Source organism: Acidobacteriota bacterium (assembly GCA_016716905.1).
Lineage (GTDB): Bacteria > Acidobacteriota > Vicinamibacteria > Vicinamibacterales > SCN-69-37 > SYFT01.
In genome coordinates this window covers 1,033,060-1,058,491 of record JADJUS010000004.1, presented here as the reverse complement: position 1 = coordinate 1,058,491, position 25,432 = coordinate 1,033,060, and the positions used below count along the sequence as shown (strand labels likewise).

28 protein-coding genes are annotated in these 25,432 nt (G+C 65.0%); 11 read left to right on the top strand and 17 right to left on the bottom strand.

All coding sequences use genetic code 11. The features are described from left to right. The first annotated feature begins 20 nt into the window (after window positions 1–20). Window positions 21–398, top strand: a complete 378-nt coding sequence (locus IPL75_08720) for a four helix bundle protein (GenBank protein ID MBK9240341.1) — start codon at window positions 21–23, stop codon at window positions 396–398. Here IPL75_08720 and IPL75_08715 read toward each other — a convergent pair. The 14 genes from IPL75_08715 to IPL75_08650 form a co-directional block, all read right to left on the bottom strand. Then, complete coding sequence (locus tag IPL75_08715; protein ID MBK9240340.1) at window positions 383–1,237, bottom strand: L,D-transpeptidase; 855 nt, start codon at window positions 1,235–1,237, stop codon at window positions 383–385. The genes IPL75_08720 and IPL75_08715 overlap by 16 nt on opposite strands. Window positions 1,238–1,316: 79 nt before the next feature. Then, window positions 1,317–1,859 (bottom strand): YqgE/AlgH family protein, encoded by a 543-nt coding sequence (locus IPL75_08710; protein MBK9240339.1) that lies wholly within the window; start codon window positions 1,857–1,859, stop codon window positions 1,317–1,319. A 91-nt stretch (window positions 1,860–1,950) separates the two neighbouring features. Further along, window positions 1,951–2,988 (bottom strand): tRNA epoxyqueuosine(34) reductase QueG, encoded by a 1,038-nt coding sequence (queG, locus tag IPL75_08705; protein ID MBK9240338.1) that lies wholly within the window; start codon window positions 2,986–2,988, stop codon window positions 1,951–1,953. A gap of 4 nt (window positions 2,989–2,992) precedes the next feature. Next, the gene (acnA, locus tag IPL75_08700) at window positions 2,993–5,686 is read right to left on the bottom strand and encodes an aconitate hydratase AcnA (protein ID MBK9240337.1); all 2,694 of its coding nucleotides are present in this window, start codon (window positions 5,684–5,686) and stop codon (window positions 2,993–2,995) included. Between the two features lie 28 nt (window positions 5,687–5,714). Further along, window positions 5,715–6,368 (bottom strand): hypothetical protein, encoded by a 654-nt coding sequence (locus IPL75_08695; GenBank protein ID MBK9240336.1) that lies wholly within the window; start codon window positions 6,366–6,368, stop codon window positions 5,715–5,717. Further along, complete coding sequence (locus IPL75_08690) at window positions 6,365–7,366, bottom strand: carboxypeptidase regulatory-like domain-containing protein (protein ID MBK9240335.1); 1,002 nt, start codon at window positions 7,364–7,366, stop codon at window positions 6,365–6,367. Before IPL75_08690 ends, IPL75_08695 begins: the two co-directional genes overlap by 4 nt. After that, entirely contained in the window at window positions 7,363–7,920 is a 558-nt protein-coding gene (locus IPL75_08685; GenBank protein MBK9240334.1) for a hypothetical protein, read from the bottom strand. The genes IPL75_08690 and IPL75_08685 overlap by 4 nt, the downstream gene beginning before the upstream one ends. A 9-nt stretch (window positions 7,921–7,929) precedes the next feature. Next, window positions 7,930–9,747: a M56 family metallopeptidase gene (locus IPL75_08680; GenBank protein MBK9240333.1), complete on the bottom strand. Its 1,818-nt coding sequence runs from the start codon at window positions 9,745–9,747 to the stop codon at window positions 7,930–7,932. Further along, a complete protein-coding gene (locus IPL75_08675) occupies window positions 9,744–10,148 on the bottom strand; it encodes a BlaI/MecI/CopY family transcriptional regulator (GenBank protein ID MBK9240332.1) in 405 nt (134 codons plus the stop codon). Before IPL75_08675 ends, IPL75_08680 begins: the two co-directional genes overlap by 4 nt. Window positions 10,149–10,420: 272 nt before the next feature. Beyond that, window positions 10,421–11,584 (bottom strand): lipid-A-disaccharide synthase, encoded by a 1,164-nt coding sequence (gene lpxB / locus IPL75_08670; GenBank protein ID MBK9240331.1) that lies wholly within the window; start codon window positions 11,582–11,584, stop codon window positions 10,421–10,423. Next, complete coding sequence (locus tag IPL75_08665; GenBank protein ID MBK9240330.1) at window positions 11,577–13,091, bottom strand: insulinase family protein; 1,515 nt, start codon at window positions 13,089–13,091, stop codon at window positions 11,577–11,579. The genes lpxB and IPL75_08665 overlap by 8 nt, the downstream gene beginning before the upstream one ends. Further along, on the bottom strand, window positions 13,088–14,464 hold the full coding sequence (locus tag IPL75_08660) for an insulinase family protein (protein MBK9240329.1): 1,377 nt from the start codon (window positions 14,462–14,464) through the stop codon (window positions 13,088–13,090). The genes IPL75_08665 and IPL75_08660 overlap by 4 nt, the downstream gene beginning before the upstream one ends. Before the next feature lie 9 nt (window positions 14,465–14,473). Continuing rightward, complete coding sequence (gene lpxD / locus IPL75_08655) at window positions 14,474–15,463, bottom strand: UDP-3-O-(3-hydroxymyristoyl)glucosamine N-acyltransferase (protein ID MBK9240328.1); 990 nt, start codon at window positions 15,461–15,463, stop codon at window positions 14,474–14,476. Beyond that, window positions 15,460–15,888: a hypothetical protein gene (locus IPL75_08650; protein MBK9240327.1), complete on the bottom strand. Its 429-nt coding sequence runs from the start codon at window positions 15,886–15,888 to the stop codon at window positions 15,460–15,462. The genes lpxD and IPL75_08650 overlap by 4 nt, the downstream gene beginning before the upstream one ends. Here IPL75_08650 and IPL75_08645 point away from each other — a divergent pair. After that, window positions 15,880–16,200: a hypothetical protein gene (locus IPL75_08645; GenBank protein ID MBK9240326.1), complete on the top strand. Its 321-nt coding sequence runs from the start codon at window positions 15,880–15,882 to the stop codon at window positions 16,198–16,200. The two genes, IPL75_08650 and IPL75_08645, sit on opposite strands and share 9 nt — an antisense overlap. A gap of 4 nt (window positions 16,201–16,204) precedes the next feature. On the opposite strand, the gene IPL75_08640 is transcribed toward IPL75_08645, so the two are convergent. Beyond that, on the bottom strand, window positions 16,205–17,131 hold the full coding sequence (locus IPL75_08640) for a hypothetical protein (protein MBK9240325.1): 927 nt from the start codon (window positions 17,129–17,131) through the stop codon (window positions 16,205–16,207). A gap of 22 nt (window positions 17,132–17,153) precedes the next feature. Between IPL75_08640 and gatC the strand changes: the two genes are divergently transcribed. Together gatC and gatA are read left to right on the top strand one after the other, a co-directional pair. Next, window positions 17,154–17,453, top strand: coding sequence for an Asp-tRNA(Asn)/Glu-tRNA(Gln) amidotransferase subunit GatC (gatC, locus tag IPL75_08635; protein ID MBK9240324.1), 300 nt, complete (start codon window positions 17,154–17,156; stop codon window positions 17,451–17,453). Beyond that, window positions 17,450–18,859, top strand: a complete 1,410-nt coding sequence (gene gatA / locus IPL75_08630) for an Asp-tRNA(Asn)/Glu-tRNA(Gln) amidotransferase subunit GatA (GenBank protein MBK9240323.1) — start codon at window positions 17,450–17,452, stop codon at window positions 18,857–18,859. The genes gatC and gatA overlap by 4 nt, the downstream gene beginning before the upstream one ends. A gap of 124 nt (window positions 18,860–18,983) precedes the next feature. Here the strand turns inward: gatA and IPL75_08625 are convergent, their stop codons facing one another. Then, entirely contained in the window at window positions 18,984–19,196 is a 213-nt protein-coding gene (locus IPL75_08625) for a hypothetical protein (protein ID MBK9240322.1), read from the bottom strand. Between the two features lie 124 nt (window positions 19,197–19,320). Beyond that, the gene (locus IPL75_08620) at window positions 19,321–19,770 is read right to left on the bottom strand and encodes an Hsp20/alpha crystallin family protein (protein MBK9240321.1); all 450 of its coding nucleotides are present in this window, start codon (window positions 19,768–19,770) and stop codon (window positions 19,321–19,323) included. 182 nt (window positions 19,771–19,952) lie between these two features. Here IPL75_08620 and IPL75_08615 point away from each other — a divergent pair, with 182 nt between their 5' ends. Genes IPL75_08615 through IPL75_08585 form a run of 7 tightly spaced genes read left to right on the top strand, consistent with a single transcriptional unit; the run spans window position 19,953 to window position 25,429 of the window. Further along, window positions 19,953–20,396, top strand: coding sequence for an Hsp20/alpha crystallin family protein (locus IPL75_08615; GenBank protein ID MBK9240320.1), 444 nt, complete (start codon window positions 19,953–19,955; stop codon window positions 20,394–20,396). Next, a complete protein-coding gene (locus tag IPL75_08610; GenBank protein MBK9240319.1) occupies window positions 20,393–21,217 on the top strand; it encodes a TIGR00282 family metallophosphoesterase in 825 nt (274 codons plus the stop codon). Before IPL75_08615 ends, IPL75_08610 begins: the two co-directional genes overlap by 4 nt. 2 nt (window positions 21,218–21,219) lie before the next feature. Next, window positions 21,220–22,611 carry an exodeoxyribonuclease VII large subunit gene (gene xseA, locus IPL75_08605; GenBank protein MBK9240318.1) on the top strand — a complete coding sequence of 464 codons (1,392 nt, stop codon included), beginning with the start codon at window positions 21,220–21,222 and terminating at the stop codon, window positions 22,609–22,611. Next, window positions 22,608–22,850, top strand: coding sequence for an exodeoxyribonuclease VII small subunit (gene xseB, locus IPL75_08600; GenBank protein ID MBK9240317.1), 243 nt, complete (start codon window positions 22,608–22,610; stop codon window positions 22,848–22,850). Before xseA ends, xseB begins: the two co-directional genes overlap by 4 nt. A 2-nt stretch (window positions 22,851–22,852) precedes the next feature. Next, window positions 22,853–23,812: a polyprenyl synthetase family protein gene (locus tag IPL75_08595; protein ID MBK9240316.1), complete on the top strand. Its 960-nt coding sequence runs from the start codon at window positions 22,853–22,855 to the stop codon at window positions 23,810–23,812. A gap of 13 nt (window positions 23,813–23,825) precedes the next feature. Beyond that, on the top strand, window positions 23,826–24,578 hold the full coding sequence (locus IPL75_08590; protein MBK9240315.1) for a TlyA family RNA methyltransferase: 753 nt from the start codon (window positions 23,826–23,828) through the stop codon (window positions 24,576–24,578). Further along, a complete protein-coding gene (locus IPL75_08585; protein MBK9240314.1) occupies window positions 24,554–25,429 on the top strand; it encodes an NAD(+)/NADH kinase in 876 nt (291 codons plus the stop codon). Before IPL75_08590 ends, IPL75_08585 begins: the two co-directional genes overlap by 25 nt. Window positions 25,430–25,432: the final 3 nt, after the last annotated feature.

Sequence of the window (25,432 nt, the reverse complement as noted above, 5' to 3'; positions counted from 1 at the left end):
GCTTTGCGAGTGCCCAATGGGTGGACGACGCGACTGTCAGAGAATTGGAGGAGCGCACCCGGGCGTTCGCGATCGCGGCGATTCGCCTTGGTCGTACCTTGAGGAATAAGCACGACCTTCAGGATCTGCTCAGGCAGCTCACGCGGTCGGCATGCAGCATCGCGGCGAATCACCGAGCCATGAGCCGGGCCCGTTCAACCAGGGAGTTCGCAGCAAAGCTGCACATCGTTCACGAAGAGGCCGACGAATCGGCGCACTGGTTGACGCTACTGCGAGACTGTGCCGACGACCCGGCCGCAGCGGGCGGCATCGCCGCGCTGCTCAACGAGGCCACGCAACTTCGTAATATCTTCGGCCACGCCCGAGCCACAACCCGCCGGCGTTACTTCTCCAAGTGACCACCGCCAGTTCCGGCAGTTCCGCCAGTTCCGCCAGTTCCGCCAGTTCCGCCAGTTCCGCCAGTGAATAGCGTCAGATGCCGATTCCACCAGTCAATCGACGTCCAGGGCGAGGGGTTGGAGAAGTCCACCTCGCCCTGCACGACTATCGGCGTCCCTGGCGTCGTCACCGTGCGGCGGTCGGGCGAGAGCACCCACTGCTCGCCCCATTCGTACAGCCACATGGCGTCGCGCGTGAGCAGCCGCACGCAGGCATGGCTGGCGGGGTGGCCGGGCAGGTCGAATTCGTGAAACGAGACGCCGCGACTGTTGATGAAATTGAAGTACCACTTCAGCAGCCACGCATCATTGTCGGTACTCCTGCGGCTCTTTGACTTCCATGTGAGGTTGTAGGAGCCGGCGGGAGTGGCGGTTTCCTTGCGGCCGGTACTGACGGGCCCCCAACGCACCAGTCGGCCGTACTCATACGCGCCAAACACCTGCGCCGGCTGATGCACGACGATGGCCTTCGGGTGCATCTCGGCCCACGGCCACACAGCCGGCAACGGACTGTAGGCCAGCTCTTCGTCAGGCCACGTATCAGGAACGATCAACTCCGTTAATCGGGCGAGGTGTTCAATATCCCGCCGATTGATCTTCTCGAGGACAGCGAGCTGACTCGGCGAAAACCGCTTCGGCAACTCCCCCGCAACCAGGGGCTCCACGTGATACGTGACCAGTACCGCGGCCACCGGCGTGGGCGCCTGCGCGATCACGGGAGCGGCGGCTGCGACAACGGCGACAATTAGGAACTGGCGGAAGTGTCTGAACTGCCGGAACTGCGGATTCACTTCAACCACGTCACCCAATTCCCCAATTCCGCCAATTCCGCCAATTCCGCCAGTTCCGCCAGTTCCGCCAGTTCCGCCAGTTCCTAAGTTAATGAACCCCATGCCCCATCTGGAGCAGGTGCGGGTCGGCGCCCAGGCGGCGAATGGCCATCTCCCACGACACGGCGGGAGGGATCTCGAAGATCAGATCGAGTTCGAGTGGCGCGATGAGCCACGCGGAGTTCGACAGTTCCTCATCCAGTTGGCCGGCGTCCCATCCGGCGTATCCCGCGAGGACGAGCGTCCGCCGTGGTGCAGGCCTCGACTCAAGGGCCTCGCGCAGCAAAGACGGCGATGCGGTCAGGTACAGGCTGCTGCCAAGCGACTTGTGCTCCACCGAGGGTTCTTTCGTCGTGAGAATCCAGCCGCGGCCCGGTTCAACGGGACCGCCGATGAGCAGTGGCAGATCATTTGGACTCTGCACCGGCGGCTCCATCTGGACCGCCTCGGCCGCCTTGATGTCCGACGGCCGGTTCACAACAAGACCGAGCGCGCCCTCGGAACTGTGCTCACACAGCAGCACCACCGTCCGCGCAAAATTCGGGTCGGTCAGCTGGGGCATGGAGATCAGGAGCGTTGGCGCTAAGGACATACACGGATCTTACGCGCGTAATGGCGAAATGGCACAAATGACCGAAATGGCGAAATGTCTGCAATGGCCAAATGATCGAATGGGTAAATGTCTATGGGCGAATGGTCGCCCACTCTATGGCTTCCGACACTACTGCCGCGCTCGCACTCGGGTGCTCGCCTAGTGCGGCAAGAGCCTGACCACGATCGATCGGCGGGAGTCCCGAGGCGGCATACGCGAGTGACCGGCGGATGCGGTGCAGGCCGGCGCGCTTCATCGCGCTACCCTTCAACGCCGCAACCCACGCATCGTCTGACATCCGGCAGAGGTCGATCAGGCGCGGGGACTTGAATACATCCCGGGGTTGCCACGCGGGGTCGGCGGAGACGCCGGCGCGACGATTCCACGGGCACACGTCCTGGCAGATGTCGCAGCCGTACACCTGTTCCTTCATCGCGGGACGGAGCGCCTCATCCACCGCTCCACGCACTTCAATCGTCAGGTACGACAGGCAGCGTGTGGCATCAAGGTCATAGGGGGCGACGATGGCGCCGGTTGGGCAGGCGTCGAGGCACTTCGTGCAGGTGCCGCACTGATCCACGCCAGGGGTGTCGGGCTCCAGGTCGAGGTTGGTGACGATTTCTCCCAGGAAGAGCCACGACCCGAGCGACGGATTGATCAGGCACGTGTTCTTGCCGATCCACCCAAGACCCGCAGCCTCGGCATACACCCGCTCCTGCACGGGGCCATCGTCTACGCACGAGAACGCTTCGAGTCCGGGACCTGCGTGCTCGGCGAGCCACACTAACAACTGCCGAATCCTGGTGCGGACCACCACGTGATAGTCGTCACCCCAGGCATATCGCGCGATTGAGACGCTGCCATGGCCCAGCTGTTCCGTGGAATACGGCTGATCGGTGTTGTACAGAACCGCGACCGAGATGACGGACCGTGCGGTCGTCAGGGCCTGACGCACGTCGCGACGTTCGTCGAGCGACTCGGCGAGGTATTGCATCTCACCCGCCCGCCCCTGCGTGATCCACTCCGCCAATCGCGCCAGCTTCGGATGCCGGTCGGCGCGTGCAATGCCGCAGAGGTCAAACCCCATCTCTGCGGCCCGGGCCTTTATGTCAGCGCCGGCAACGCCCATTGGCTCATTTCGTACGTGCCAGGCGACGCAGCACGTACGGAAGAATGCCTCCGTGCCTGAAGGCCACGAGCTCTTCCGGCGTATCCACCCGCACGGTCACGAGAAATTCGGTCACGGCGCCGTCGAGTTCGGTGGCGCGCACCACCAGGGTGCCGCGGGGCAACATGGTGGCACCCGAGCCAATCAGCGTGAAGACTTCCTGCCCGGACAAGCGCAGCGAGGCCGCCGAATCCCCATTGCGGAACTCGAGCGGCAGCACACCCATGTTGACCAGATTGCTGCGGTGAATCCGTTCATAACTTTCGGCGATGACCGCCTTCACGCCGAGCAGCATCGTGCCCTTCGCCGCCCAGTCGCGCGATGATCCCGATCCGTATTCCTTGCCCGCGAGCACGACGAGCGGTACGTCGGCCGCGCGATACTTCTCGGACGCCTCAAAAATGGACATCACCGCCGGTGTGTCGCCGATGAGGCAGGTCGTCCAGCCTCCCTCAGTGCCTGGCGCCAGCTGGTTGCGCAACCGCACATTGGCAAACGTGCCGCGCATCATGACCTCGTGATTGCCGCGTCGCGCGCCGTACGAGTTGAAATCACGCGGCTCCACGCCCTGTGCGATGAGGTAGGCGCCAGCCGGCGTGTCCTTCTTGATCGATCCCGCTGGTGAGATGTGATCGGTGGTGATGCTGTCGCCTAGAAGCGCCAGCACCCGGGCGCCGGTAATCTCGACCGGCGCTGCCGGCTCCAACGTGAGGTTCTCGAGGAAGGGTGGGCGCCTGATATACGTGGAATCGGCATCCCACGCAAACCGGTCACCGGTCGGCACCGGCAACGTCCTCCATCGCACATCGCCCTCAAAGACCTTGCTGTACTGCTCGCGGAACATCTCGGCCGACAGCGACGACAGCATCGTCTGCTGAATTTCCGCCTGCGTGGGCCAGATGTCCTTGAGGTAGACCGGCGCGCCATCCGACCCAAGCCCGAGCGGATCGGTCGTCACATTCAGGTTCATCGTTCCGGCAATGGCATAGGCCACCACGAGTGGAGGGGATGCCAGATAGTTGGCCCGCACATCCTGCTGAATGCGACCCTCGAAGTTGCGGTTGCCCGATAACACCGAGCAGACCACGAGACCCTGTTCCCGGATTTCGTCCGCCACCTCTTCGGGCAGCGGGCCGCTGTTGCCGATGCAGGTCGTACATCCATAGCCGACGACGTTGAAGCCGAGGGCATCGAGTGGCGCCTGCAGATTGGCACGCTCCAGATAATCGCTCACCACTTTGGAGCCGGGCGCCAGGCTTGTCTTCACCCACGGCTGGCTCTTGAGGCCACGCTCCACGGCCTTCTTCGCGAGCAACCCGGCGGCAATCATCACGCTCGGATTCGATGTGTTGGTGCAACTGGTGATGGCCGCAATCACCACCGACCCGTGCTCAAGCTGCGTGACCGTTGCGACCGAAGCGCCGGGCATCGCAGGCACGGCCTTCACGCCCTTCTTCAGGTCGTCAAGCACGGCCGCGAACGATTCAGGCGCCGCAGACAGCGAGACGCGGTCCTGGGGTCGCCGCGGTCCTGCCAGGCTTGGTACCACCGTCGACAGGTTCACTTCGAGCGTGTCGCTGTAGATCGCGTCCGGCATCGTGTCGGTCCGGAACAGGCCCTGGGCGCGTGCATACGCCTCCACGAGCTTCACCTGTTCCGGATCGCGGGCTGTAAAGCGGAGGTAATCCAGGGTCATGTCGTCGATGGGGAAGATCGCGACGGTGGCGCCATACTCGGGACACATGTTGCCCAGCGTGGCGCGGTCGGCAATGGTCAGGTGCTTGAGGCCCGGCCCGTAGAACTCCACGAAGGTGCCCACCACCTTCTTCTTGCGAAGTGCTTCCGTGATCGTGAGCACCAGGTCGGTGGCCGTCATGCCCTCACGAAGTTCACCGGTGAGGTAGCACCCGATGACCGGAGGGATGAGCATGGAACTTGGCTGGCCCAACATGGCCGCCTCGGCTTCAATACCTCCCACGCCCCATCCCACGACGCCAAGTCCGTTCACCATCGTGGTGTGGGAATCGGTACCAAACACCGTGTCGGGATACGCCAGTGACCGGCCACCCTGGGTGTCGCGGCACACGACCCGCGCCAGGTATTCGATGTTCACCTGATGGACGATGCCGGTCTCGGGCGGCACCACGCGGAAATTCCGGAGCGCATCCTGTCCCCAGCGAAGGAAAATGTAGCGCTCGCGATTGCGCTGGTACTCGAGCTCCGAGTTCAATTGCAATGCGTCAGCCCGGCCGAAGTGATCCACCTGCACTGAATGGTCGATGACCAGTTCCACCGGCTGCAGTGGATTGACCTGCTCCGGTCTGCCGCCCAGCGCTACGACGCCGTCGCGCATGGCCGCCAGATCCACCACACACGGCACGCCGGTAAAGTCCTGGAGGAGGACCCGCGCCGGCATGAAGGAAATTTCCTTCTCGGATGGCGCCTTCAGGTCCCATGCCGCGAGCGCCCGGATGTCGTCGGCCTTGACGAAGCCGTTATCTTCGCGGCGCAACAGATTCTCAAGGAGGATCTTCAGTGAAAACGGGAGGCGCGATACGCCTGGAAACCCAGCCGCCTCAAGCGCAGGAAGACTGAAGAAATCAACGGAGTCCTCACCAACAGTGAGCGTTTGACGAGTGTGAAACGAATCGAGCGACATGATGTATGCGTCCTTCTACGACTATCAACTAGCGACCAATAACTAAACCTGCGACGAACGCCGGCGATACACGCGCGCCGTCATTGCCAAACTTCACCCCGCCCTGGCGCACAACCGCACGCGCCTCGAACCGCAGCGCGATGCGCCCGAACAATCCCGAAGGGGCCTGCCGCACCAGAAAATGCGCCACGCCGCCCAGGCTCGCGCTCGTGCCGTTGCCCACCAGAGCCTTGTCGGTGGTGATCTCCCGAAAGCCCCCGGCCCCTCCCCGCACAAACGCCGACCACCGCCCACGCTGCAACAGCCGGTACGCCACAGCCACTTCACCACGAAACTGCTGCAGGCCCTGCGTCAGCGACACGTCGACCACGTCTTCGAAGTCTCCGGATACTCGGCTCTCCAGGTCGGCCCTCACCCACCCAAAGGCGATCTCTGCCCGCAGCCGTTCACGCAACCGCCACGACAACTGGCTCTCCACGCCCAGGCCCGACGTGATGCGGTTGGTGGTGCGGAACAGCGTGACGGTGTCACCGCCAGGGCTGAGAAGACTGGCGTTCGTGGTGCCCGCCGATTCGCGGCCGGTCAACAGGGCTCCGATCCCGAACTCCCATCGAGGCGTCTGCGCCGCGGCCGGAGTGACCAGGCCGGCTGACAAGAGGACCGCTCCGACGAACGCCCTCACTTCGACACCACTTTGATCTCAATCCTCGGTCCCGACCCACCGCGGGGCACGGCCACCAGCGACGAATAGTACGCCGGCTTGAAATTGATATTCACCGTCGTCTCCTCGTCAAAGTAGCTCGTAAGATCCGCGTCGTCGAGTGGTTCGGCTCGCACGACGTACACGCCCGGCGCCAGGTGACCGATGGCGAAGTCGCCGTTGTTGTTGAGCGTAAAGCCACCGACAAGGTCACCGGTCCTGGTGTTCAGCGCGGTCACGTGCGCGCCGAAGAAGCCTACGCCACCGAGCGTGACCCGGCCCCCGATCGACCCCAGGCCCGCCGACACGGCTCCGCTCGAATAGATGTCACCGATGCCCGCGCGGTCGTCGGCCTCCAGCGTGCGGTCCTCGACATTTCCTGGCGGAAACGCGATGGGAAACATCACCGCGCGTTTGCCCAGAACGCGCCGGCCGCCCTCCGGACGAATCTCGGTCTCACCCAGGCCTGAATGACCGAGTCCCAGCAGGTGTCCTACCTCATGCAGCCCGACAGACTCCAGGTCGTATCGCGGGGCCTGTCCACCGGCAGAGACGGACCACGCAAATGCGGTGTTGAAAAAAATGTCCGACTCGATGATCTGGCCGGTTTGCTCATCGATCTCGAACGTGGCCGCCGCGAGCGTGCGCTCAAGGTCTGGTCGTGCGCGAAAGCCGACCACGTTGATGCCGTCAGCCACAAACGGCTCCGACACGGTAAAGCCCGTGAAGCTATGCGTCAGCGCCACCCCAGGCACGGAGCCCCAGGTGCCAAAGACACGCGCGACGGTCGCCTGCAATTGGGGAGCCGTGACGCCGTCCACGTCACGGTTAGTGACGAAATATTGAATGGGACGTGTCCAGCGGATGCCGACCACGCCGCTGGGAGTCAGCACACCAAGTTTCAGGTACGCCTGAGTGGTGGCGACTGCCGTGACACTCAACGCACAGAGAAGGAGCACTCCGGTGAGGCGGCGGCTCAACGTGCACCTCCGGCGACCACAAACCGCACGAGCGATTCGAATTCGCCAAGAGGCAGCGCCTTGCGTCGGGGGTCACCCCTCACGACGACACCCGTGGTGTTGGTGGTGGAGCCGGCCAACACAGGCGAAGCGACTGTGGGTGCGCCCGTAGTCGACATCGTCACCCGGTAGATGCCCTGGGAGAGCCCGACCGGCCAGTAGGCGTTACCCGACGCACGCTTGAGGAAAAACACCGCTTGCTGGCCCACGCGCATGACTGGCGCAGCGGTCATCACGGTGCGGTAGCGGCCGATGACGCCGCCGGGAATGCGCATCGAGACAAACGCGTCGGCTGAGCCTTTCAAGACGGCGTCCACACCGATGGTCACGACCGACTCGACTTCGCCGGCCGCCGTTCGCATGGCGCGAACATCTGTCACACGGCCGCGGACAACCGTGGCCGCTTCGGACACAACCTCTCGAAACTCAGCGGATAGAAACGTGGACGCCCCGAGCGCCCCCTGCGTGAGAACGAGCCCCACGCCAATGACGACGACCAGGAGCATGCGATGCATGCGTCCAGTTTAGTGCACCCGGAACTCCATCTGGAGCACGACCGTCATCGGCACGGCCTTGCCGTTGAGCGTGGCGGGCGAAAACACCCATTCGCGAGCGGCGGCGATGGCCTGTTGGTCCAGGCCATGGGCCGTGTCGAGCGACCTGGTAACCTGGGCGTCCCTGACGGTCCCATCAGCCCCCACCACGACGCGCAACTCCACGACCCCTTCGATCTTGGCGCGCAGGCCTTCAGGTGTGTACTTCGGATGGGACTGGCGCACCAGCCTCGGCGCCACCACTCCTGGCGAGTCGATTTCATACGGCTGTTGAGCGGCCTCGTCGTCTGTGCGCGGCGTCACGACCGGATCTCGGACCGGCGGCCACACTTCGCCGTCTGTGAACTCAACGTGCAGGACACTGAAAGTGGCGCGCACGGGCCCACCGGTCGCCAACCTTGATGCACTTCTGGTGTCCAGCAGCCCACTGTTGAGTTCGACAGTGTCGCCGGGAGCAATCAACGTCGGCAGGGGCGCGCTGTTGAAGACCCTGGGCTTTGCCGTTGGCTCCTCGACCGAGGCGACGCGCGCCTGCAAGGTCACGCGACGAATGGGTCTGGCCCCGCTGTTCTGCACCTTCACTCGAACGAACTCGCCGGGCTCCACCGACATCGTCATACCGACTATCGAGACAGGAGCGCCAGCGACCGGCATCATGAAGTCAAAACTGACCTCTCCCCGTCCCGGCGCAGCGGACTGCTGCTGCCGCGGCTGCTGTTGCTGTTGCTCCGAGGCCGGTGTGATGTCGGGCGCCGAGATCTCAACCGGCGTACCTTTCTGCCCTGCCGTCAGCACCATCGTCGGAAGGCCGGCCACAACCACGACCGCCGCAATCGCGCACTTCTTTCTGAACGTCAGTCCCATGTGTCCCCCGCCTCTCCATTCAAGCACTTGCGCAATTCGCCGTTCGGCGTCGGCGGCGCCCGGCCGTGCCATCGCCAGATGCCACGCGGCACGCCCTGTTGCCCTCGGCCCAGTTGCCATGAACCCGAGCAACATCTCCGCGTAGGTCGCACGATCGGCCCCAGTGGCGAGCACGGCTTCGTCACTCGCCGCCTCGGCCAACGATTCAAGCCGCCGCCGCAGCCACCAACTTGCCGGATTCACCCACGTGAGCGCGCGATACAGCGCCGCCGCCCTCATCGTCGTCACATCGCGGCGCGCGATGTGGGCAAGCTCATGCACGAGGACCGCGTTCAGGGTCGCTTCATCCCAGGTTCGCCACGCTGCGGGCAAAACCAGACGCGGACGCCAGATGCCGCACGCAAACGGCACACGCACGAGTTCACTTTCCAAGACTCGCGGCGCGACGGGAATTCCCAGCTCGGGGCCCAACTGACTCACTCGGTTCCGCAGATCGGCATCGGGTACGTCACGGGCACTGCTGATCAATCGATGGGTCAACCGCCAACCCCATGCCATGCGCAACAGAAGGAAGGCCACGCCGAGCAGGTACACGACGCCGCCGAGCCTGACGAGTTGCTCGACGGTCCACGACGATGGCGCGGTGGAGAGTGATGTGCCGAGCGTCGTCACCTCGTCGAGCGGGTTGTCGGCCCCGGTCACGACAAACTCGGGAGCTGAAAACGCCGCGAGCAAGGGAATCGTGACCTCGGGCATGAAGGCTACGGCGAGCGGCATGAGCCAGGCGACAGAAAGCACCAGGGTCCAGACGTAGAGTCTCGTGCGCGCCAATGCGGGCCGGACCACTGCCAGGCCGATGCCGACGACCGCGACAAGAGCGATCAGCCTGAGCGCGTACTCCGCCGCGAACGTCGTGAACGTCATCGCTTCTTCTCCCCCGGCTGCGCCTTCGCCTCGGAGATACGACGCGTGAGGCGTTCAAGCTGTTTGGGACTGAGCACCGCGTGATCCACAAGCCCGGCCACCAATGCCTCGGCCGAGCCGCCCCAGAATCGATCGATGAGATGCTGCACCGCCCGTGTGGCCACCGACGCCGGTCGTTCGGCCGCGCGATAGACGTATGTCCGCCCCTCGGTGGTGTGCGTCACGTAGCCCTTGGCCTCAAGCCGGCGCAGGACGGTGCGGACGGTGGACTCCTTCATGGGCCACACCGAGGCCAGCGCCTGCCGGCACGCATCGGCCGTCACGGGGCCGTTCGACCACACGTGGTCCATCACGCGCTGCTCCACGTTGCCAAGGGGACGAGGCTGGGTTCGAGTGTTCATCGCTGTAATGCTACATCTTGTAGCAGTACGCGGAGGCGGGTGTCAACTGAGCCGCCACGTCCCGCGGCGTTGAGGTGCACGCCGCGCTACGAAATGCGCGTCACACTCCTCGTAGGGCGGCCTGGGTCTCAAGGCCGCCACGTCTCGCGGCGTTGAGGTGCACGCCGCGCTACGAAATACGCGCCCCGCTCCTCGTAGGGCGGCCTGGGTCTCAAGGCCGCCACGTCTCGCGGCGTTGAGGTGCACGCCGCGCTACGAAATGCGCGTCACAGCTACCGGCAGGCGGCGAGAATGGCGGCCGCCGCGCGGTCGGACGCACCGGAACCGCCGAGTTTTTGCACGACCTCGGCCAGGTCCAGACGCATCTGATCGGCGCGGGCCGCGTCAACCAGCAACGTGCGCGCTTCGTCGGCCACAGCCTCTGGCGTGCAGCCGTCCTGGATGAATTCCCGCACGACCTGCCGTCCGGCCACGAGGTTGACCATGCCGTAGTTCGCCACACGGACCACACGTTTGCCGATCGCATAGGTGACCGGCGACACGCGGTAAACAATCACCATCGGGCGTTGGTGCAACGCCGTCTGGACCGTCGCAGTGCCTGATGCGGTAATCACGACATCAGATGCCGCCAGCACGTCATCGGTCGCTTCGGCCATCATGGCCAGCGGCACACCCGCAGCGCGCAACTGGTCGAGTGGCCCGAAGAACACATCGTCGAGGGCGGGAGCGCGCGCGACCAGGAACTGCACGCCCGGCACATCGCGCGTGACCCGCATCGCGGCTTCCACCAGCACGGACAACAACAACCGCACTTCGTTAGGCCGGCTGCCGGGCAGGAGGGCCACAATCGGCCGCGCCGGATCGAGTCCGGCCGCACGGCATGTCTCTTCCCGCGAACGGGTGGCGACCGCCAGATCGATCAGGGGATGCCCGACGAACTCGACGGGCAGGCCCACACGTTCGTAAATCGCCTTCTCGAACGGAAAGATGACCAGCATCTTCGACACATATTTCTTGAGTGTCTTCACGCGCCCGGCGCGCCACGCCCAGAGCTGTGGGCTGATGTAGTACACGATGGGGATGCCGAGCTTGTGGACGCGCGGCAGCAGTCGAAAATTGAAGTCCGGAAAATCAATCGCCACGAACACGTCCGGGCGCCGGTCGCGTGCAGCGTCACTCAGAGTCCCGAGCATCTTCCAGGATCGGCGCACCACAGACAGCGCCTCGGTCAGTCCGGTGACGCTGAAGCCGTGATAGTCACCGATGAGTTCAGCACCGGCATCGGCGAGGTGCGAACCGCCAAAACCGAACGCGGTGGCGCCGGGCGCCTGCTGCTGGAGTGCACGGACCAACGCGCCGGCGTACAAATCGCCGGAGGGTTCGCCGCACGAAATCATCACGCGGCGGGCGGGCGCGGCAGACACAGGCTCAGTCACGCCTGTCGCCGCCGGCCTTACGGAGGTTCGGCGCACTCAGGTCCAGTTGCGCGATCGGAATGCGTTCGAACTGTTCGAAGCCCATCGCCTTGAGCTGGCCGACAAACGTCGAGGCATCACCCACCAGGACGATCGAGAGGCGATCGGGAAACAGAAACTGTTTGGCCACCCGCTGAATGTCGGCCACAGAAACCGTGGTCACCTGCTCGCGATACGTTTCGAGTTCATCCAGGCTCAGGCCGAAGAACAGCTGGTTGAGCACCTGCATCGCAATCGCAGACGGCGTCTCAATGGCCAACGGGAAGTTGCCCGACATGTAGTCCTGCGCGCCGCGCAACTCGCGCGGATCCACCAGCTCCTTCTGAAGCTTGAAGAACTCGTCCACGGTCAGGCGCAGAACCTCTCCGGTCGTTTCAGACCGCGTATCCGTTTCTGCGATGAAGCTGCCACCAAACTTGAAGGCCCGGAAGTTGGCCGACGCGCCGTACGTGAGCCCCCTGTCGCTCCGAAGCACGCCGAACAACCGGTTGGCGCCCTCGCCGCCGAGGATGCGCAGCGCCATGTCGATCGGCACGTATTCCTTGTGCGTACGGCTGACGGCGATCTGTCCCACACGCACTTCCGTCTGCACGGCGCCTGGCCGGTCCACGACCACGAGTCGCCGTGTCGGTGGCGGTGGCTCGTCAAAGGCCATCACGGGAACATCAGCCTTCGCCCAGCTCCCGAAGGCCTTCTCTGCCGCCGCAAACGCCTCTTCGTGCGTCAGGTCGCCGACGATGGCGAGCAGGGAGTTGTTGGGCACAAACCAACTGCGGTGAAACGCCACAAGGTCATCACGGGTGATGCGCTGGATCTGTTCCACGCTATTCGGCCCCGGGCGTCCGTATGGATGGAAGCCGAACACGAGCCGGTCAATCAACGCGTTGGCGACGTACTCGGGATCCTCGGCACTGACCTGCAGTCCTTGAATCGCCTGGTCCATCTGGCGCCGAATCTCGGCCGCCGCAAACGCCGGGCGCCGCGCCACTTCCGACGCCACATCCAGCGCCAGTTCCACCTTGTCTTTGACGATGGCGCCGTTGATGAACGTCACCTCGTTGGCCGCACCCACCGCGAGGATGCCGCCCGCAGATTCGATCGTGTTCGCAATGACTTCCGCTGAGCGCGTCGCCGTGCCCTGGTCCAGCAACGCCGCCACGAATGACGCAACACCCGGCTTCGCCGGTGCGTCCTGCGCAGCGCCCGCCCTGATCAGCAGACGGAAGCTCACCGACGGCTGCTCGTTCTGCGACACCGCCAGCACCTGCAGGCCGTTGGGCAAGGTCTTGAGCTTGTAGTCGGGAAAGTTCACACGCGGCGCCTGGAACGGGCGCGGCGGGGTCTCGGTGGGCCACTGACGAACCTGAGCCCCCTGAGCCCCATGAGTAACGACCGATGCGCCGGCGCCTGCCACCAGCAGCGCCACCGCTAGACGCATCGACAACGCTCGCCAGCCACGCAGGCTCATCGGACACCTCCCGCGGCCTGGGCGGGCGTGCGCGCTGCGCCTGGGTTGATGGTGATGAGGAACCGCGACTCAGGCGTGAAGTAGGTCCGTGCCACACGCTGCACGTCTTCAACCGTCACCTTCTGGAAGAGGTCGAACTCTCCATCGGCGGTCTTGATGTCGTCGTGAATCACCACCGCGTGCGCCAGATGCAGCGCCTTCTGCTGAATGGTTTCGCGGCCCAGGATGTAATCACGCGCGAACTGCCGCTTGGCCCGATTCAACTCCTCGGCCGTAATCGGCGTCGTCTTCATGGCATCCACCTGGGCTGTCAGTTCCTTGAGCGCGGTTTCCGTAGAACGCCCCTGGGGAATCACCGCCACGGCGTAAAACAAATTGGGATGTTCAATCAGCTTCGCATCGCCGAACGCCGCAAGCGCAAGCTGCTTCTCGTACACCATCGAACGATAAATGCGTGAACTCTGGCCGTCAGACAGAACCTTGGCCAGGATGTGCAGCGGATACGCATCCGGGTGGCCGTCGTTGGTAATCGGATATCCCACCACCACCGCCGGCAACGGCCACGGCTGCTCCACCGTGAAGCGGCGCTCGGCCGTCGGCTTCGGTTCTTTCGGAATGTCGCGCGGCACGGGCTTGCCCTGCGGGATGCGGCCAAAGTACTGCTGCACCAGCGTGAGCGCCTGCTTGGAGTCAAAGTCGCCGACCAGCGTCAGCGTGGCGTTGTTGGGCACGTAGTAGGTCTCGTAAAACCCCCGCACATCGGCGATCGAGGCCGATTCAAGGTCCTTCATGCTGCCGATGGTCTGATGCTTGTAGGGGTGCGTGGTGAACGCCTTGTCGAAGATCACTTCGGACAAACCGCCATACGGCACGTTGTCCACGCGCATCCGGCGCTCTTCCTTGACCACCTCACGCTCGCTGAGGAACTTGTCTTCGCTCACCTCGAGCGACCCCAGCCGATCCGCCTCAAGCCACAACACCAACGGCAGGTACTGCGCAGGTACGGTCTGCCAAAAAATGGTGGCATCTTCGTCGGTGGACGCGTTTGCCTGCCCGCCAATACTTGTGATCCACGACGGATGCTGGTCGGCCCGGACGTTCTTGGATCCCTTGAACATGAGGTGTTCAAACAGGTGCGCAAAACCTGTGCGGCCGGCCTTCTCGTCCTTGGACCCGACGTGATACCACACCGACAAGTGAATGATGGGCGTCGAGTGATCTTCAAGGAACACGACCTGCAGCCCGTTGGGCAGCGTGGTCATCGTGTAATCAAACTTGGGCGGCCGGACGATGGTGTCCTGGGGCGTCGCGGCCAATGACAACAACAGAGCGCCGGCCACGGCCAGCGCGCGACTCGTTTGGTTTCGCAGCATTACCGCTGATTATAGCGGTCCCTTGGTGCCCTTGCGATACTGCACGGCCCATCGTCGCCACTGCCCGATGGGAATGGCGGGAATGCCTGCGTACGTCTGCCCGCCGGCCAGGTCACTCATGACCGCGGATTTGGACGCCACTTGTGCGCCTTGTCCCACGCGGACGTGATTGATCACGCCCACCTGACCAGCCAGCACCACGTCGTCTTCCAGCACTGAACTGCCGGCGATGCCGACCAGAGCGGCGAGCCGGACATTCTTCCCGATCTTCACGCCATGCCCGACATGGACGAGGTTGTCGATTTTTGTTCCCGCGCCAATGCGCGTCTCGCCGATCGCGGGCCGGTCCACAGTGGAGTTCGCGCCAATCTCCACATCGTCTTCGATGACGACGATGCCGACCTGGGGGATTTTGGTGTGGGTGCCATCGGGCCGCGTCGCGTAGCCGAAGCCCTCGCTGCCGATGACGGCGCCGTCCTGAAGTGTCACGCGGTTGCCGACGACCACCCGATCGCGCACCGAGACGTGGGCGTGAATCACACAGTGTTCGCCGATACGCGCCTGCGTCCCGACGGACGCGTGCGGATGCAGCACCGTGTGGGCGCCAATCGTGGCGCCGGCACCAACAACGGCGAAGGGACCGATCGCCACGCCGGCCCCCACATCCGCTGTCGGATCGATCGACGCCAGCGGGTGGATCCCCGGCGCAACGGCCACCACCACGGGCGTGAGCAGCGCAATCGCCGCGGCGCATGCCACGGCCGGCGTCGGCGTACGCAGGATTGGGCAGGGCGCGGCAGTGAGGGCGTCATCCGCAAGAATTGCCGTCGCACGCGTGCCCGCCACCTTCGAGGTGAACTTCGGATTGGTCAGGAACGTGAGATCGCCAGGACCGGAATCATGCAGATTGTTGACGCGGAGGATGGGCCGCGACTCATCAGCCGCGGTAGCGTTTTCGATGCGGCATCCCAGATGTGTCGCGAGTTCAGCGAGGGTCACGCGCGAAGAATAACACCGCGCTCGACCACGCGCCGCATGAACGCCGCCAATCGAGAGAGGCCCAGCGCGGCGGCCACGGCCGCGATGCGTTCGGTGCGGGCCGCCGGCTCAAGCGTCAGCGCCTGTTGAAGATCAGCGAGCGGCTCGGAGGGGTGGGTCGTCCACAAGGCGGGGTCCATGCCCTTCTGTGTGCCCCGCATCGAGAAGAAATGCCCGACGGCACGGAAGATGAAGTAGTAGGCAACAAAGTTCGGACCGGGCACAAATGCGAGCGGTGTCTGGGCCACGACGATCACGGTGTCGATGATGCACCAGAGCCGGTGCTTGGCGAAGTCCTTCTTGAACTCGGCGATCGCCATCTCCAGCGCCTGCGCCGAGGTCATCGTGGTTGGGTGGTGCAGCCTGGCCGCGGTGGCGTGACGCAAGTGCCAGAGGAGGCGTTGCTCGGCGACGGCCGCAGCCAGTTTCCGTTTGATGAAACGGGTGAAGCGACTGCCGGACTCACTCGGCGCGTGGCCCTCTTCCTGACGCCGCTCTTCGGCTTCACCTTCGGCCAGGGCGCGGCGAAAGCCGTCCGCCAGTCGCCCGAAGAACGAGCGCCCCTGAGTCTGGCCCTCTACGTCATCGGGAACAGGCTCAGGAGGCGGTTCACAGTACATCTGGAACCCGGGTTCGCCGCCGGGCTTCGCCGGTCCAACCGGCAGGAGAAATACATCCATCAGCGGTACGCCACGTAACGATCTACCGCCTGATGCGGGCGGGAGCACGGACGCCCCCCGCCGGCAGCACCGGCCGGCCGGCCTCGGCCCACGCCGAGAACACGGCGCTCGCGACGCCCGACGCCGCCTCGCTCAGGCGCCGCTCAAGCACGGGCTTGACGCCAGTGAGCAACACATCAAAGTACGCATCGTCGTAAAACTCGCGCCCCTCGGTGGCCTTCCGGTCCGCCGCCAGCACACCTTCCGCCAGCGCCTGGCTATCGAGGAGTGTTTGGAACATGTAGTCGCGGAAGACGGGAATCGCCGTGATCTTCACAGGCTCCAGCTTCAGCGTCTTCTGGTTCCGCAGGACCAGTTCGGTCTCGAAGCGCGAATGGATGCCGCGCTGATTGGTGGCCTGGCCGTCGTAACTGATCACCGCGTGGAACGGCTGATGCGCGTCTTCGATGTAGTGCGCAAGGACCGCGACATAGTAGCGGGCATTGTCGGCCGCATACGGCGCATTGGGTTGCCCGATCTCCTTGAACGCCCCGACAAGCTTCGTGTAAATCTCTTCGGCCCGCCAGGGCAGGCGCCCGTAGCGATTCGCCGGGCCGACGCCATACTTCGCCACATAGGCGTCGTACTCACGCGGAATATTGAGGAAGGGCGCCTTCGACCCTTCCTCGAAATCCATATCGAGGAAGTGGTTGGGTGGTTCTTCACCACGGTCGCCGCGCAGATCGACGGTGCGCCAGAGATCCGGGTCCACCGAATGTTCAGAAATAAACGCGCGCTCGGCCACAAAGAACGGCTTGATCGGTTCCGGCAATCCGTCGATCGCACGCTCGGTGATCCACCGGTGCACGTCCATGCCCCACGCGCCCGTACCGGCCGTGGACACGAGCACACCCGCTGTTACACACGCGGTCCAGAGAAGACGCGTCATCACTCGCCCAGGCACTCTCATGCGCCCATGCTAGCATCCCCGGATGGCGTCGACGCTTGAGCCGAAAGATGTGGACCGAATCGCGACACTGGCGCGACTGACCCTGACGCCGGACGAACGCCTGCAGTTCGCCCGGCAGTTAAACGACGTGCTCCGGTTCGTGGAGCAGATCCGCCAGGTTGACACCACGGGCATCGCCGCCACGTCCCACCCGCTTCCAGCCGACGCCGCCTGGCGCGAAGACGTGCCGCACACTTCGCTGCCGAACGCGGACGCGCTGGCCAACGCGCCAGATGCCAACCGTGAGGCCGGCCTCTTCCGCGTGCCGAAGGTGATCGGATGAGCGGCAGCATCAAAGCCGGGGTCGAAAGCGCTCTCGCCCGCATCGCCGCCGCCCAGCCCGCGCTTCAGGCGTTCCAGCACGTCGCGGCGGATCGCGCGTTAGCCCGCGCCGACGCTCTCGACCGTGCAGACGCACCTGCAGGGCCGCTCCACGGACTGCCCCTCGCCATCAAAGACAACATCGTCGCCCGGGGCATTCCGACAACGGCCGGGTCGAAAATTCTGGAAGGGTACCAGTCGCCGTACGACGCGGCGGTGGTCGAACGCCTCGAGGCCGCAGGCGCGGTGATTGTCGGGACCACGCGATGCGACGAATTCGCCATGGGGTCATCCACCGACAACTGCGCGTACGGGCCGGCGCACAATCCATGGGACCTGGCGCGCACGCCTGGAGGATCCAGTGGTGGATCCGCGGCAGCAGTGGCCGCGGCGCTTGTGCCGATCGCGCTCGGGTCGGATACCGGCGGCTCGATCAGGCAGCCGGCCTCGCTCTGCGGCGTGGTTGGCGTGAAGCCCACCTATGGCCGCGTATCGCGCTACGGCCTGATGGCCTTCGCCTCGTCGCTCGACCAGATCGGCCCCTTGACGCGCACGACGCGTGAAGCGGCGGCCGTGCTCGAGGTCATCAGCGGACATGACGCGCGTGATTCAACATCCGCCCAGCAGCCAGTGCCGGCGTTCGTGAACGCGCTCACCGGCGATGTGCGGAACGTCCGCATCGGCGTGCCCCGGCACCTGATTACCGACGATGTGGATGAGGATGTGCGGGCGGCGTTTGAGGCGGCTCTGGCCGTCGCGCGATCACTTGGCGCCGACGTGCGGGACATTGAACTGCCAAACGCCGATCAGGGAATCCCGGTCTATTACCTGATTGCCACAGCCGAGGCGAGCGCCAATCTGGCGCGGTATGACGGCGTGCGCTACGGCTATCGTGCCTCGGACGTCACGTCACTGGCCGATCTGTACGAACGGTCGCGGCACGACGGATTCGGCGCAGAAGTGAAGCGCCGCATCATGCTCGGCACCTACGTGCTGAGTGCGGGCTATTACGACGCGTATTACCTGAAGGCCCAGCAGGTGCGCACGCTCATTGCCCGCGACTTCGCGCGCGCGTTTGAGACGGTGGATGTGGTGGCACTGCCCACCTCGCCGTGTGCCGCGTTCGCCCTCGGTGAACGCGTGGACAACCCGCTCCAGATGTATCTGGCGGATGTCTATACGGTGGGCGCGAACCTGGCCGGCCTGCCAGGTGTCAGCGTGCCGTGTGGATTCACGGCCGAAGGCCTGCCCATCGGCCTGCAGTTCATCGCGCGTCCGTGGGACGAAGCCACGATGCTTCGCACAGCGGATGCCTACGAGCAGGCGACGGCGTGGGGCGAGCGGGTGCCGCCCGCAATGGCGAAATGACGGAAATTGCCGGGTCTAAAGACCCGGCCTCCATCCGGACAGAGGCGAGGTCGTTCCGGAAGGGCCGCCGAGAAGGCTCACGAGCGGCACGCACCGCAGGGCGCGAAAGGATCAGCGCGCCACATCAGGGGGCGCGCCCCACGACCAGTCCGACGCCGATGGCCACTGCGGTCCCCACGAGCATCGCCACCGCGCCCAGGCCCCAGAACAGCAGGCGGAACGGCAGCAGGACGAGCCAGAAGGCCGCCTTCACGAAGACGACCACAAAGGCGAGCATCAACGAGAAAAACGCGAAGCCCGCCAGCAGCACTCCCCCGAGCGTCAGCAATCCAGTCATATGCAATTCGACGAACGGCCTGCGGCGGGGTTCAAAAAAAGAAAGGCGCCGGGCTGATCGCAACCCGGCGCCTCCGTGTGCCAGGCCCCTGGACTCTGGACCCTGGACCCTGGACCCTGGACGACTACCCCTCGACGGCGATCTGGCGCGGCTTCGCTTCCGCGCGCTGCGGCAAGGTGATGGTCAACACGCCGTCGGCATACGCGGCGTGCACCCGGCCGCCATCCACCGAGGACGGCAGCGTGAAGCCACGGCGGAACGTGCCGTAGACGCGTTCGCGGCGGTGATATTCCTCGCGCTTCACGTCGTCCGACAACTTGCGTTCGCCGGCCACGGTGAGGACGTTGTTCTCAAACGTCACCGTGATGTCTTCGCGCTTCATGCCGGGCACTTCCAGCTTCACCACCAGGTCACGGGTGGGCGTCTCGAAGATGTCCACCGGCGGCAGCCACGCGCTGACGGTCGAGTCGGCGTCGCGGGCCTCTTCGCCAAACACACTGCCAAACATCCGATTCAGACGATCGATTTCGAGCGCTGCAAGGTTGTGCGCAGGGCTCCAACGAGTCAGGGTCATGGTCAATCTGCCTCCTTAAAGAAGAAACGAACTGAATCAATAATACCGAATATATGTTTGTTGTAAAGGCATATTTTCTTAGTGTTGAATACTCATATACGCCTTCATAGGACTATAGCCACCCAAAAGGCGGAGCCGATAAAGGTTGTCGCAGGTCGATCGCCCGTAGAATCGAAGATGAAATGGCAGATTCACGGCGCGGGCGGGATGCAGAAGAACTGGCGGAAGACGCGCGGCAATTGCTGATGGAACTCGACCGGAGCGTTCCGGGCGCGGCCATGGCCACGGGTGAATGCCGGCCGGCGCTTGATGTGGTCGACACCGCCTCCGGCGTTGAAGTGCTCATGGACATCCCCGGAGTGCCGATCTCCGCCGTGCGTGTGTGGGTGCGGCAGAACACGGTGCTGGTGGTCGGCGCCAAGCTTGGCGCGACCGGGCCGGCCGACGCCCGGTATCACGTGGCCGAACGCAGCTCGGGGCGGTTCGCGCGCGGCGTTCGTTTGTCGGCGGCCGTGGACACCGGGGCGGCCAGGGCGTTTGTGTCTGCCGGCCAATTGCGGGTGGTGCTGCCCCGCCTTGTGGAACGCCGCGGGCAGCTGATCCAGATCCCGATCGAGACCCCATGACCAATCTGCTGTTTATCGGCGACATCATCGGCCGGCCCGGCCGGGATTTGCTTCGCCGCGGCCTTGCCGCGATCTCGTCGCACCACAACATCGATCTGGTGATTGCCAACGTGGAGAACTCGGCGGCGGGTTTTGGGGTGACACCGGACATCGCACACGAGTTGTTCGAGTACGGCGTGAACGTCATGACCGGCGGCAATCACACGTGGGACAAAAAGGAGATCATTCCGTACTTCGCGAAAGAACCCCGGATGATTCGCCCGGCGAATTTTCCCGAGGGCACGCCCGGCCTGGGCCGGCACGTGGCGCGCGCGGCCAATGGCGTCCAGGTAGGCGTGATCAACATCATGGGCCGCATCTTCATGAATCCCCTCGATGACCCGTTCCGGGTGGTACTCGAGCAGATTCAGGCCGTGCAGGAACAGGCGAAGATCATCTTTGTGGATTTCCATGCCGAAGCCACATCGGAAAAAGTGGCGATGGGCTGGCATCTCGACGGCCGCGTGGCAGCGATGGTTGGTACGCACACACATGTGCAGACGGCCGACGACCGTGTACTGCCCAAGGGCACCGCGTACATTACCGACGTCGGGATGACCGGTCCGCACGACTCGGTGATCGGCGTCGATCGCGCCGCCATCATTCACCGATTCCTGACCGGCTTGCCTCAGCGCTTTGAGACGGCCACGGAAAACCCGCGGCTCAACGGCGTGGTCATCCAGGTCGATGAAACCACGGGACGGGCACAGAGCATCACGCGCCTGAATCTTTCGTTGCAGGAACTGGACGTCATGTCCGTCACTCCGGTCGCCGCGCGCTGACCATGGCAGATTCGTGGGGCCTGCCGTTTGATGATGTCCCGGAGGTGGCCAAGGCGCCGCCGCTCCCCGAGCCTCCGCTCAGCGTCGGCGACCTGACCGCTCGACTCAAGTCGCTGGTCGAGTCCGGGTTCTCCCGGGTGGAAGTTGAAGGCCAGGTCAGCGGGCATCGGCCCCACTCGTCGGGCCATCTGTATTTCACGTTGAAGGACGACCGCTCGCAGATTCGCGCGGTGATGTTCCGGACCGACGCGCGCAAGCTGACATTCCGGCTCGAAGACGGCCAGCACATCGTGGCGCGTGGCCGCATCAGCGTCTATGAAGTCCGCGGCGAATATCAGATCATCTGCGACCGCCTCGAGCCGCATGGCCAGGGTGCACTGCAGCTCGCCTTCGAACAGCTGAAGCGGCGCCTGGCCGCCGACGGCCTGTTCGACACGGCGCGCAAACGCCCGCTCCCAATCCTGCCACGCAAGATCGGCGTGGTGACGTCGCGCTCCGGCGCGGCGCTGCAAGACATCCTGCGCGTGCTCATCGCGCGCTACCCTTCCGCGCACGTGGTGGTACGCGATGCGCGCGTGCAGGGCGATGGTGCGGGGGAGGATTTGGCGCGGGCGATGCGGGCCATCACCGGAGTCGCGGGCGTGGACGTCGTGATCATCGGCCGGGGCGGCGGGTCGGCCGAAGACTTGTGGGCCTTTAATCACGAAGGCCTCGCGCGCGCCATCGCCGCGAGCCCGGTGCCGGTCATCTCGGCCGTGGGCCATGAGGTGGATTTCACCATCGCCGACTTCGTGGCGGACCTCAGGGCCGCCACACCTTCGAACGCGGCCGAGTTGGTGGTGGAACGCGCCGATACGTTCCGTCACCGGATCGATCGCGCGGCCGAACGCCTGGCCGCCGCCACGCGACGGGCTCTGGATGGCCGGCGCCAGCGGATCCTGCGAACCGCATCCCGCCTGGACGGCTACCCGACGCGCATCGTGCTGCAGCAGCGCGACATTCAGGAATGCATGTTGCGGCTGCGTCATGCGCAGGCCAACCGGATCGCGCGCGCCCGCCAGGTGTTCGAACGGCTGCGGCGGCGCCTCGAAGCCCGCGACATCAGGCGGGTCACGGCCGACTGGCAACTGCGATTGGCAAAAGTGGACGGCCGCCTGGGACAGACAGCGCGTACCGGCGTTCAGCAGGCGTCCGCGCGGTCGCGCGAGCTGGCCGCTCGCCTGCACGCCCTCAGCCCGCTCGCCGTGCTCGGTCGCGGATATGCGGTGTGCTGGGACGACACCCGCACGAGTATCATTCGATCGGCCGCAAGCGTGAGCCCCGGTGAGGCGGTTCGCGTCACCGTCGCGGACGGCGAGCTGCGCTGCACGGTTACAGGACGGACAGATTCATGAGCACTGCCATCAAAGACTTCGAATCCGCCATCGCGGAACTCGAGACCCTCGTCAAACAGCTCGAGGACGGCGACCTGCCCCTCGACACATCACTGAAACTCTTCGAACGCGGCGTCGAACTGTCGCGGTACTGTCACGACCAGCTCGGCGCAGCGCAGAAGCGCATCGAACTGCTGACCGAACGCGGCGACCTGAAAGACGGCAGCGGACTTCTCTCGACAGACGACTCGGCGAGTTGATTGTGAGCGCGACCCAGGACCTCGCTGCCTATCTCACCGAACTGCGCGCGACCGTGGACGCGGCGCTGGGCCAGGCCCTGCCCGAAGGCGCGGCCCCCACGCTCCTGATTGATGCCATGCAACACGGCCTGATGGGCGGCGGCAAGCGGCTGCGGCCCTGTCTCACGCTCATGACCGCGGAAGCCGTGGCCCCGCTGGCGGGCGTGACCACGCCCCGCGCGCGACTGCTGGCTCTGCCCGGCGCGTGCGCGGTCGAGATGATTCACTGTTACTCGCTCGTGCACGACGACCTGCCCGCCATGGACAACGATGCGTTGCGGCGCGGACGGCCGACGACGCACATCGTGTACGGCGATGGCCTCGCAATCCTCGCGGGCGACGGCCTGCTGACCGAGGCGTTTGGCGTGATCGCCGAGTCCCCCTCTCCCGTCTCGCCTCCGGGCGCGCCCGAAGCCCCGGCTGAAAGGCGGCTGCGGGTGATGAGTGTGCTGGCCACGGCCGCCGGCGCAATCGGCATGGTCGGAGGACAAGCCGTGGACCTGCGTGCCGCCGGCCGCGTGCCGTCACACCCGCCCCAGCCGATGGGCGAGCGCGAACTCCGCGACATGCACGCGCGCAAGACCGGCGCGCTGTTCCGCGCCGCCGCCGTGTCGGGCGCGATGATCGTCGGCGTCGATGACGCCGTGGTTGCCGCTGTCGATTTTTACGCGCAGGAAGTGGGCCTCGCGTTCCAGATCATCGATGACGTGCTGGACGTTGAAGGCTCCGCGGCCGGGCTGGGCAAAACCGCCGGCAAGGATGCGGCCGCCGGCAAACCCACCTATCCCGCGCTGTATGGGGTGGAAGAATCGCGGCGGCTGGCCACGGACTGTGTCGCGCGCGCGAAGGACACTCTGAAGGCCGCCGGGCTCGACGGTCGGCTGACCGAACTGGCCGACTGGAGCCTCACACGAACGAAGTGAAGGCCGGCCACACGTGAAGGTCCGCCTGGATCAACTGCTGGTCGACCGCGGCCTGGCGCCCTCGCGTGAACGCGCGCGGGCGCTGATCCTCGCCGGCGACGTCAACGTGGACGGCCAACCCGCCGCCAAGGCCGGCACCGCCACCTCAGACGCCTCGCTCGTCACTCTGCGTACTCCCGACCACCCCTGGGTCAGTCGCGGCGGACTCAAACTCGTCCGCGCACTCGAAATCTTTGCGATCGACCCCGCGGGCATGGTCGCGCTCGACATCGGCGCCTCAACCGGCGGGTTCACCGATGTCCTCCTCCAGCGCGGCGCCGCACGCGTCGTCGCCCTGGATGTGGGCCACAACCAGTTGGACTGGAAGATCCGGACCGACGCCCGTGTGCAGGTCATCGAAGGCGCCAACGCCCGCTACCTGAAGCCGGAAGACCTGCCCGAGGACGCGCGGCAATTCGGACTGGTGACGATCGACGTGTCGTTCATCTCCCTGCGTCACATCCTGCCGGTGGTGCCGCCACTGCTCGCGCCTGGCGGTCACGTGATTGCACTCGTCAAGCCGCAGTTTGAGGCGGGCAAATCGGACGTCGGCAAAGGCGGTATTGTGCGCGACGAACGCATCCATGCCCGGGTGGTGGAGGAAGTCGTCGAAGCCGCGCGTCAGGTAGGATTGTCGCGATGCGGTCTTGAACCGTCGCCGATTACCGGCGCGGAGGGCAACCGCGAGTTCCTGCTCCACCTATGTCCTTCACCCGCTTCGGCCTGATCGCACGGCCTCACGCCTCGGCACTTGCCGCGATGGTGGATGCCGCCGAGTGGCTGACCGCGCGTGGCGCGTCCGTCGTGGTCGCTCAGGAAGAAGCTGAGGCCGCCGCCACCGGCACGCGCTGGCCGACCGCACCACGAGAAGGCATTGCGAAAGACGTGGACGTGGTCATTGCGTTCGGCGGCGACGGCACACTGCTGTCGGCCGCGAGTGCCGTGGTGCATTCAAATGCCGGGGTGCCGGTGCTGGGCGTGCACCTGGGGCATCTGGGTTTCCTCACGGAAGTTCGTCGCGCTGAACTCACCGACGCGCTCGCGTCCATCCTCGAGGGACGGACGTGGACGGAAACGCGGCTGCTGCTTGAAGGACGCATCGAGCGCGGCGACACCGTGGCCGCATCACGCTTCGCGCTCAACGACATCGTCATCACGCGCGGAACGCTGTCACGGATGCTGGAACTCGACGTCTCGGTCAACGGCGAACACGTGAGTCACGTGCGCGCCGACGGGCTCATCGTCGCCACGGCGACCGGGTCAACGGCGTACAACTTGTCGGCGGGCGGGCCCGTGGTGCATCCGTCGGTGGACGCGGTCATCCTGACGCCGATCGCGCCACACACGCTGACGAACCGGCCGATCGTGCTGCCAGCATCGGCTGAAATTGTGCTGCGGCCGCAACTTGAAGGCGCGCCCACCGACGTCGTGGCCACGTTCGATGGCCAGTTCGGCGCGCCGCTGCAAAGCGGCGACGCGGTCATCATCCGCCGCGCCGACCGCGTCCTACAGCTGCTACGCACCACCACCCGCACGCACTTCGACATGCTGCGGGAAAAGCTCAATTGGAATCGATAACCG

Coding starts and splice junctions, on each gene's coding strand:
- IPL75_08710 (MBK9240339.1), bottom strand. CDS start 1,859: ATGTCCTTAGCGCCAACGCTCCTGATCTCCATGCCCCAGCTGACCGAC.
- queG (MBK9240338.1), bottom strand. CDS start 2,988: ATGGGCGTTGCCGGCGCTGACATAAAGGCCCGGGCCGCAGAGATGGGG.
- acnA (MBK9240337.1), bottom strand. CDS start 5,686: ATGTCGCTCGATTCGTTTCACACTCGTCAAACGCTCACTGTTGGTGAG.
- IPL75_08685 (MBK9240334.1), bottom strand. CDS start 7,920: ATGCATCGCATGCTCCTGGTCGTCGTCATTGGCGTGGGGCTCGTTCTC.
- IPL75_08680 (MBK9240333.1), bottom strand. CDS start 9,747: ATGACGTTCACGACGTTCGCGGCGGAGTACGCGCTCAGGCTGATCGCT.
- IPL75_08675 (MBK9240332.1), bottom strand. CDS start 10,148: ATGAACACTCGAACCCAGCCTCGTCCCCTTGGCAACGTGGAGCAGCGC.
- IPL75_08665 (MBK9240330.1), bottom strand. CDS start 13,091: ATGAGCCTGCGTGGCTGGCGAGCGTTGTCGATGCGTCTAGCGGTGGCG.
- IPL75_08660 (MBK9240329.1), bottom strand. CDS start 14,464: ATGCTGCGAAACCAAACGAGTCGCGCGCTGGCCGTGGCCGGCGCTCTG.
- IPL75_08640 (MBK9240325.1), bottom strand. CDS start 17,131: ATGAGAGTGCCTGGGCGAGTGATGACGCGTCTTCTCTGGACCGCGTGT.
- gatC (MBK9240324.1), top strand. CDS start 17,154: ATGGCGTCGACGCTTGAGCCGAAAGATGTGGACCGAATCGCGACACTG.
- gatA (MBK9240323.1), top strand. CDS start 17,450: ATGAGCGGCAGCATCAAAGCCGGGGTCGAAAGCGCTCTCGCCCGCATC.
- IPL75_08625 (MBK9240322.1), bottom strand. CDS start 19,196: ATGACTGGATTGCTGACGCTCGGGGGAGTGCTGCTGGCGGGCTTCGCG.
- IPL75_08620 (MBK9240321.1), bottom strand. CDS start 19,770: ATGACCCTGACTCGTTGGAGCCCTGCGCACAACCTTGCAGCGCTCGAA.
- IPL75_08615 (MBK9240320.1), top strand. CDS start 19,953: ATGGCAGATTCACGGCGCGGGCGGGATGCAGAAGAACTGGCGGAAGAC.
- IPL75_08610 (MBK9240319.1), top strand. CDS start 20,393: ATGACCAATCTGCTGTTTATCGGCGACATCATCGGCCGGCCCGGCCGG.
- xseA (MBK9240318.1), top strand. CDS start 21,220: ATGGCAGATTCGTGGGGCCTGCCGTTTGATGATGTCCCGGAGGTGGCC.
- xseB (MBK9240317.1), top strand. CDS start 22,608: ATGAGCACTGCCATCAAAGACTTCGAATCCGCCATCGCGGAACTCGAG.
- IPL75_08585 (MBK9240314.1), top strand. CDS start 24,554: ATGTCCTTCACCCGCTTCGGCCTGATCGCACGGCCTCACGCCTCGGCA.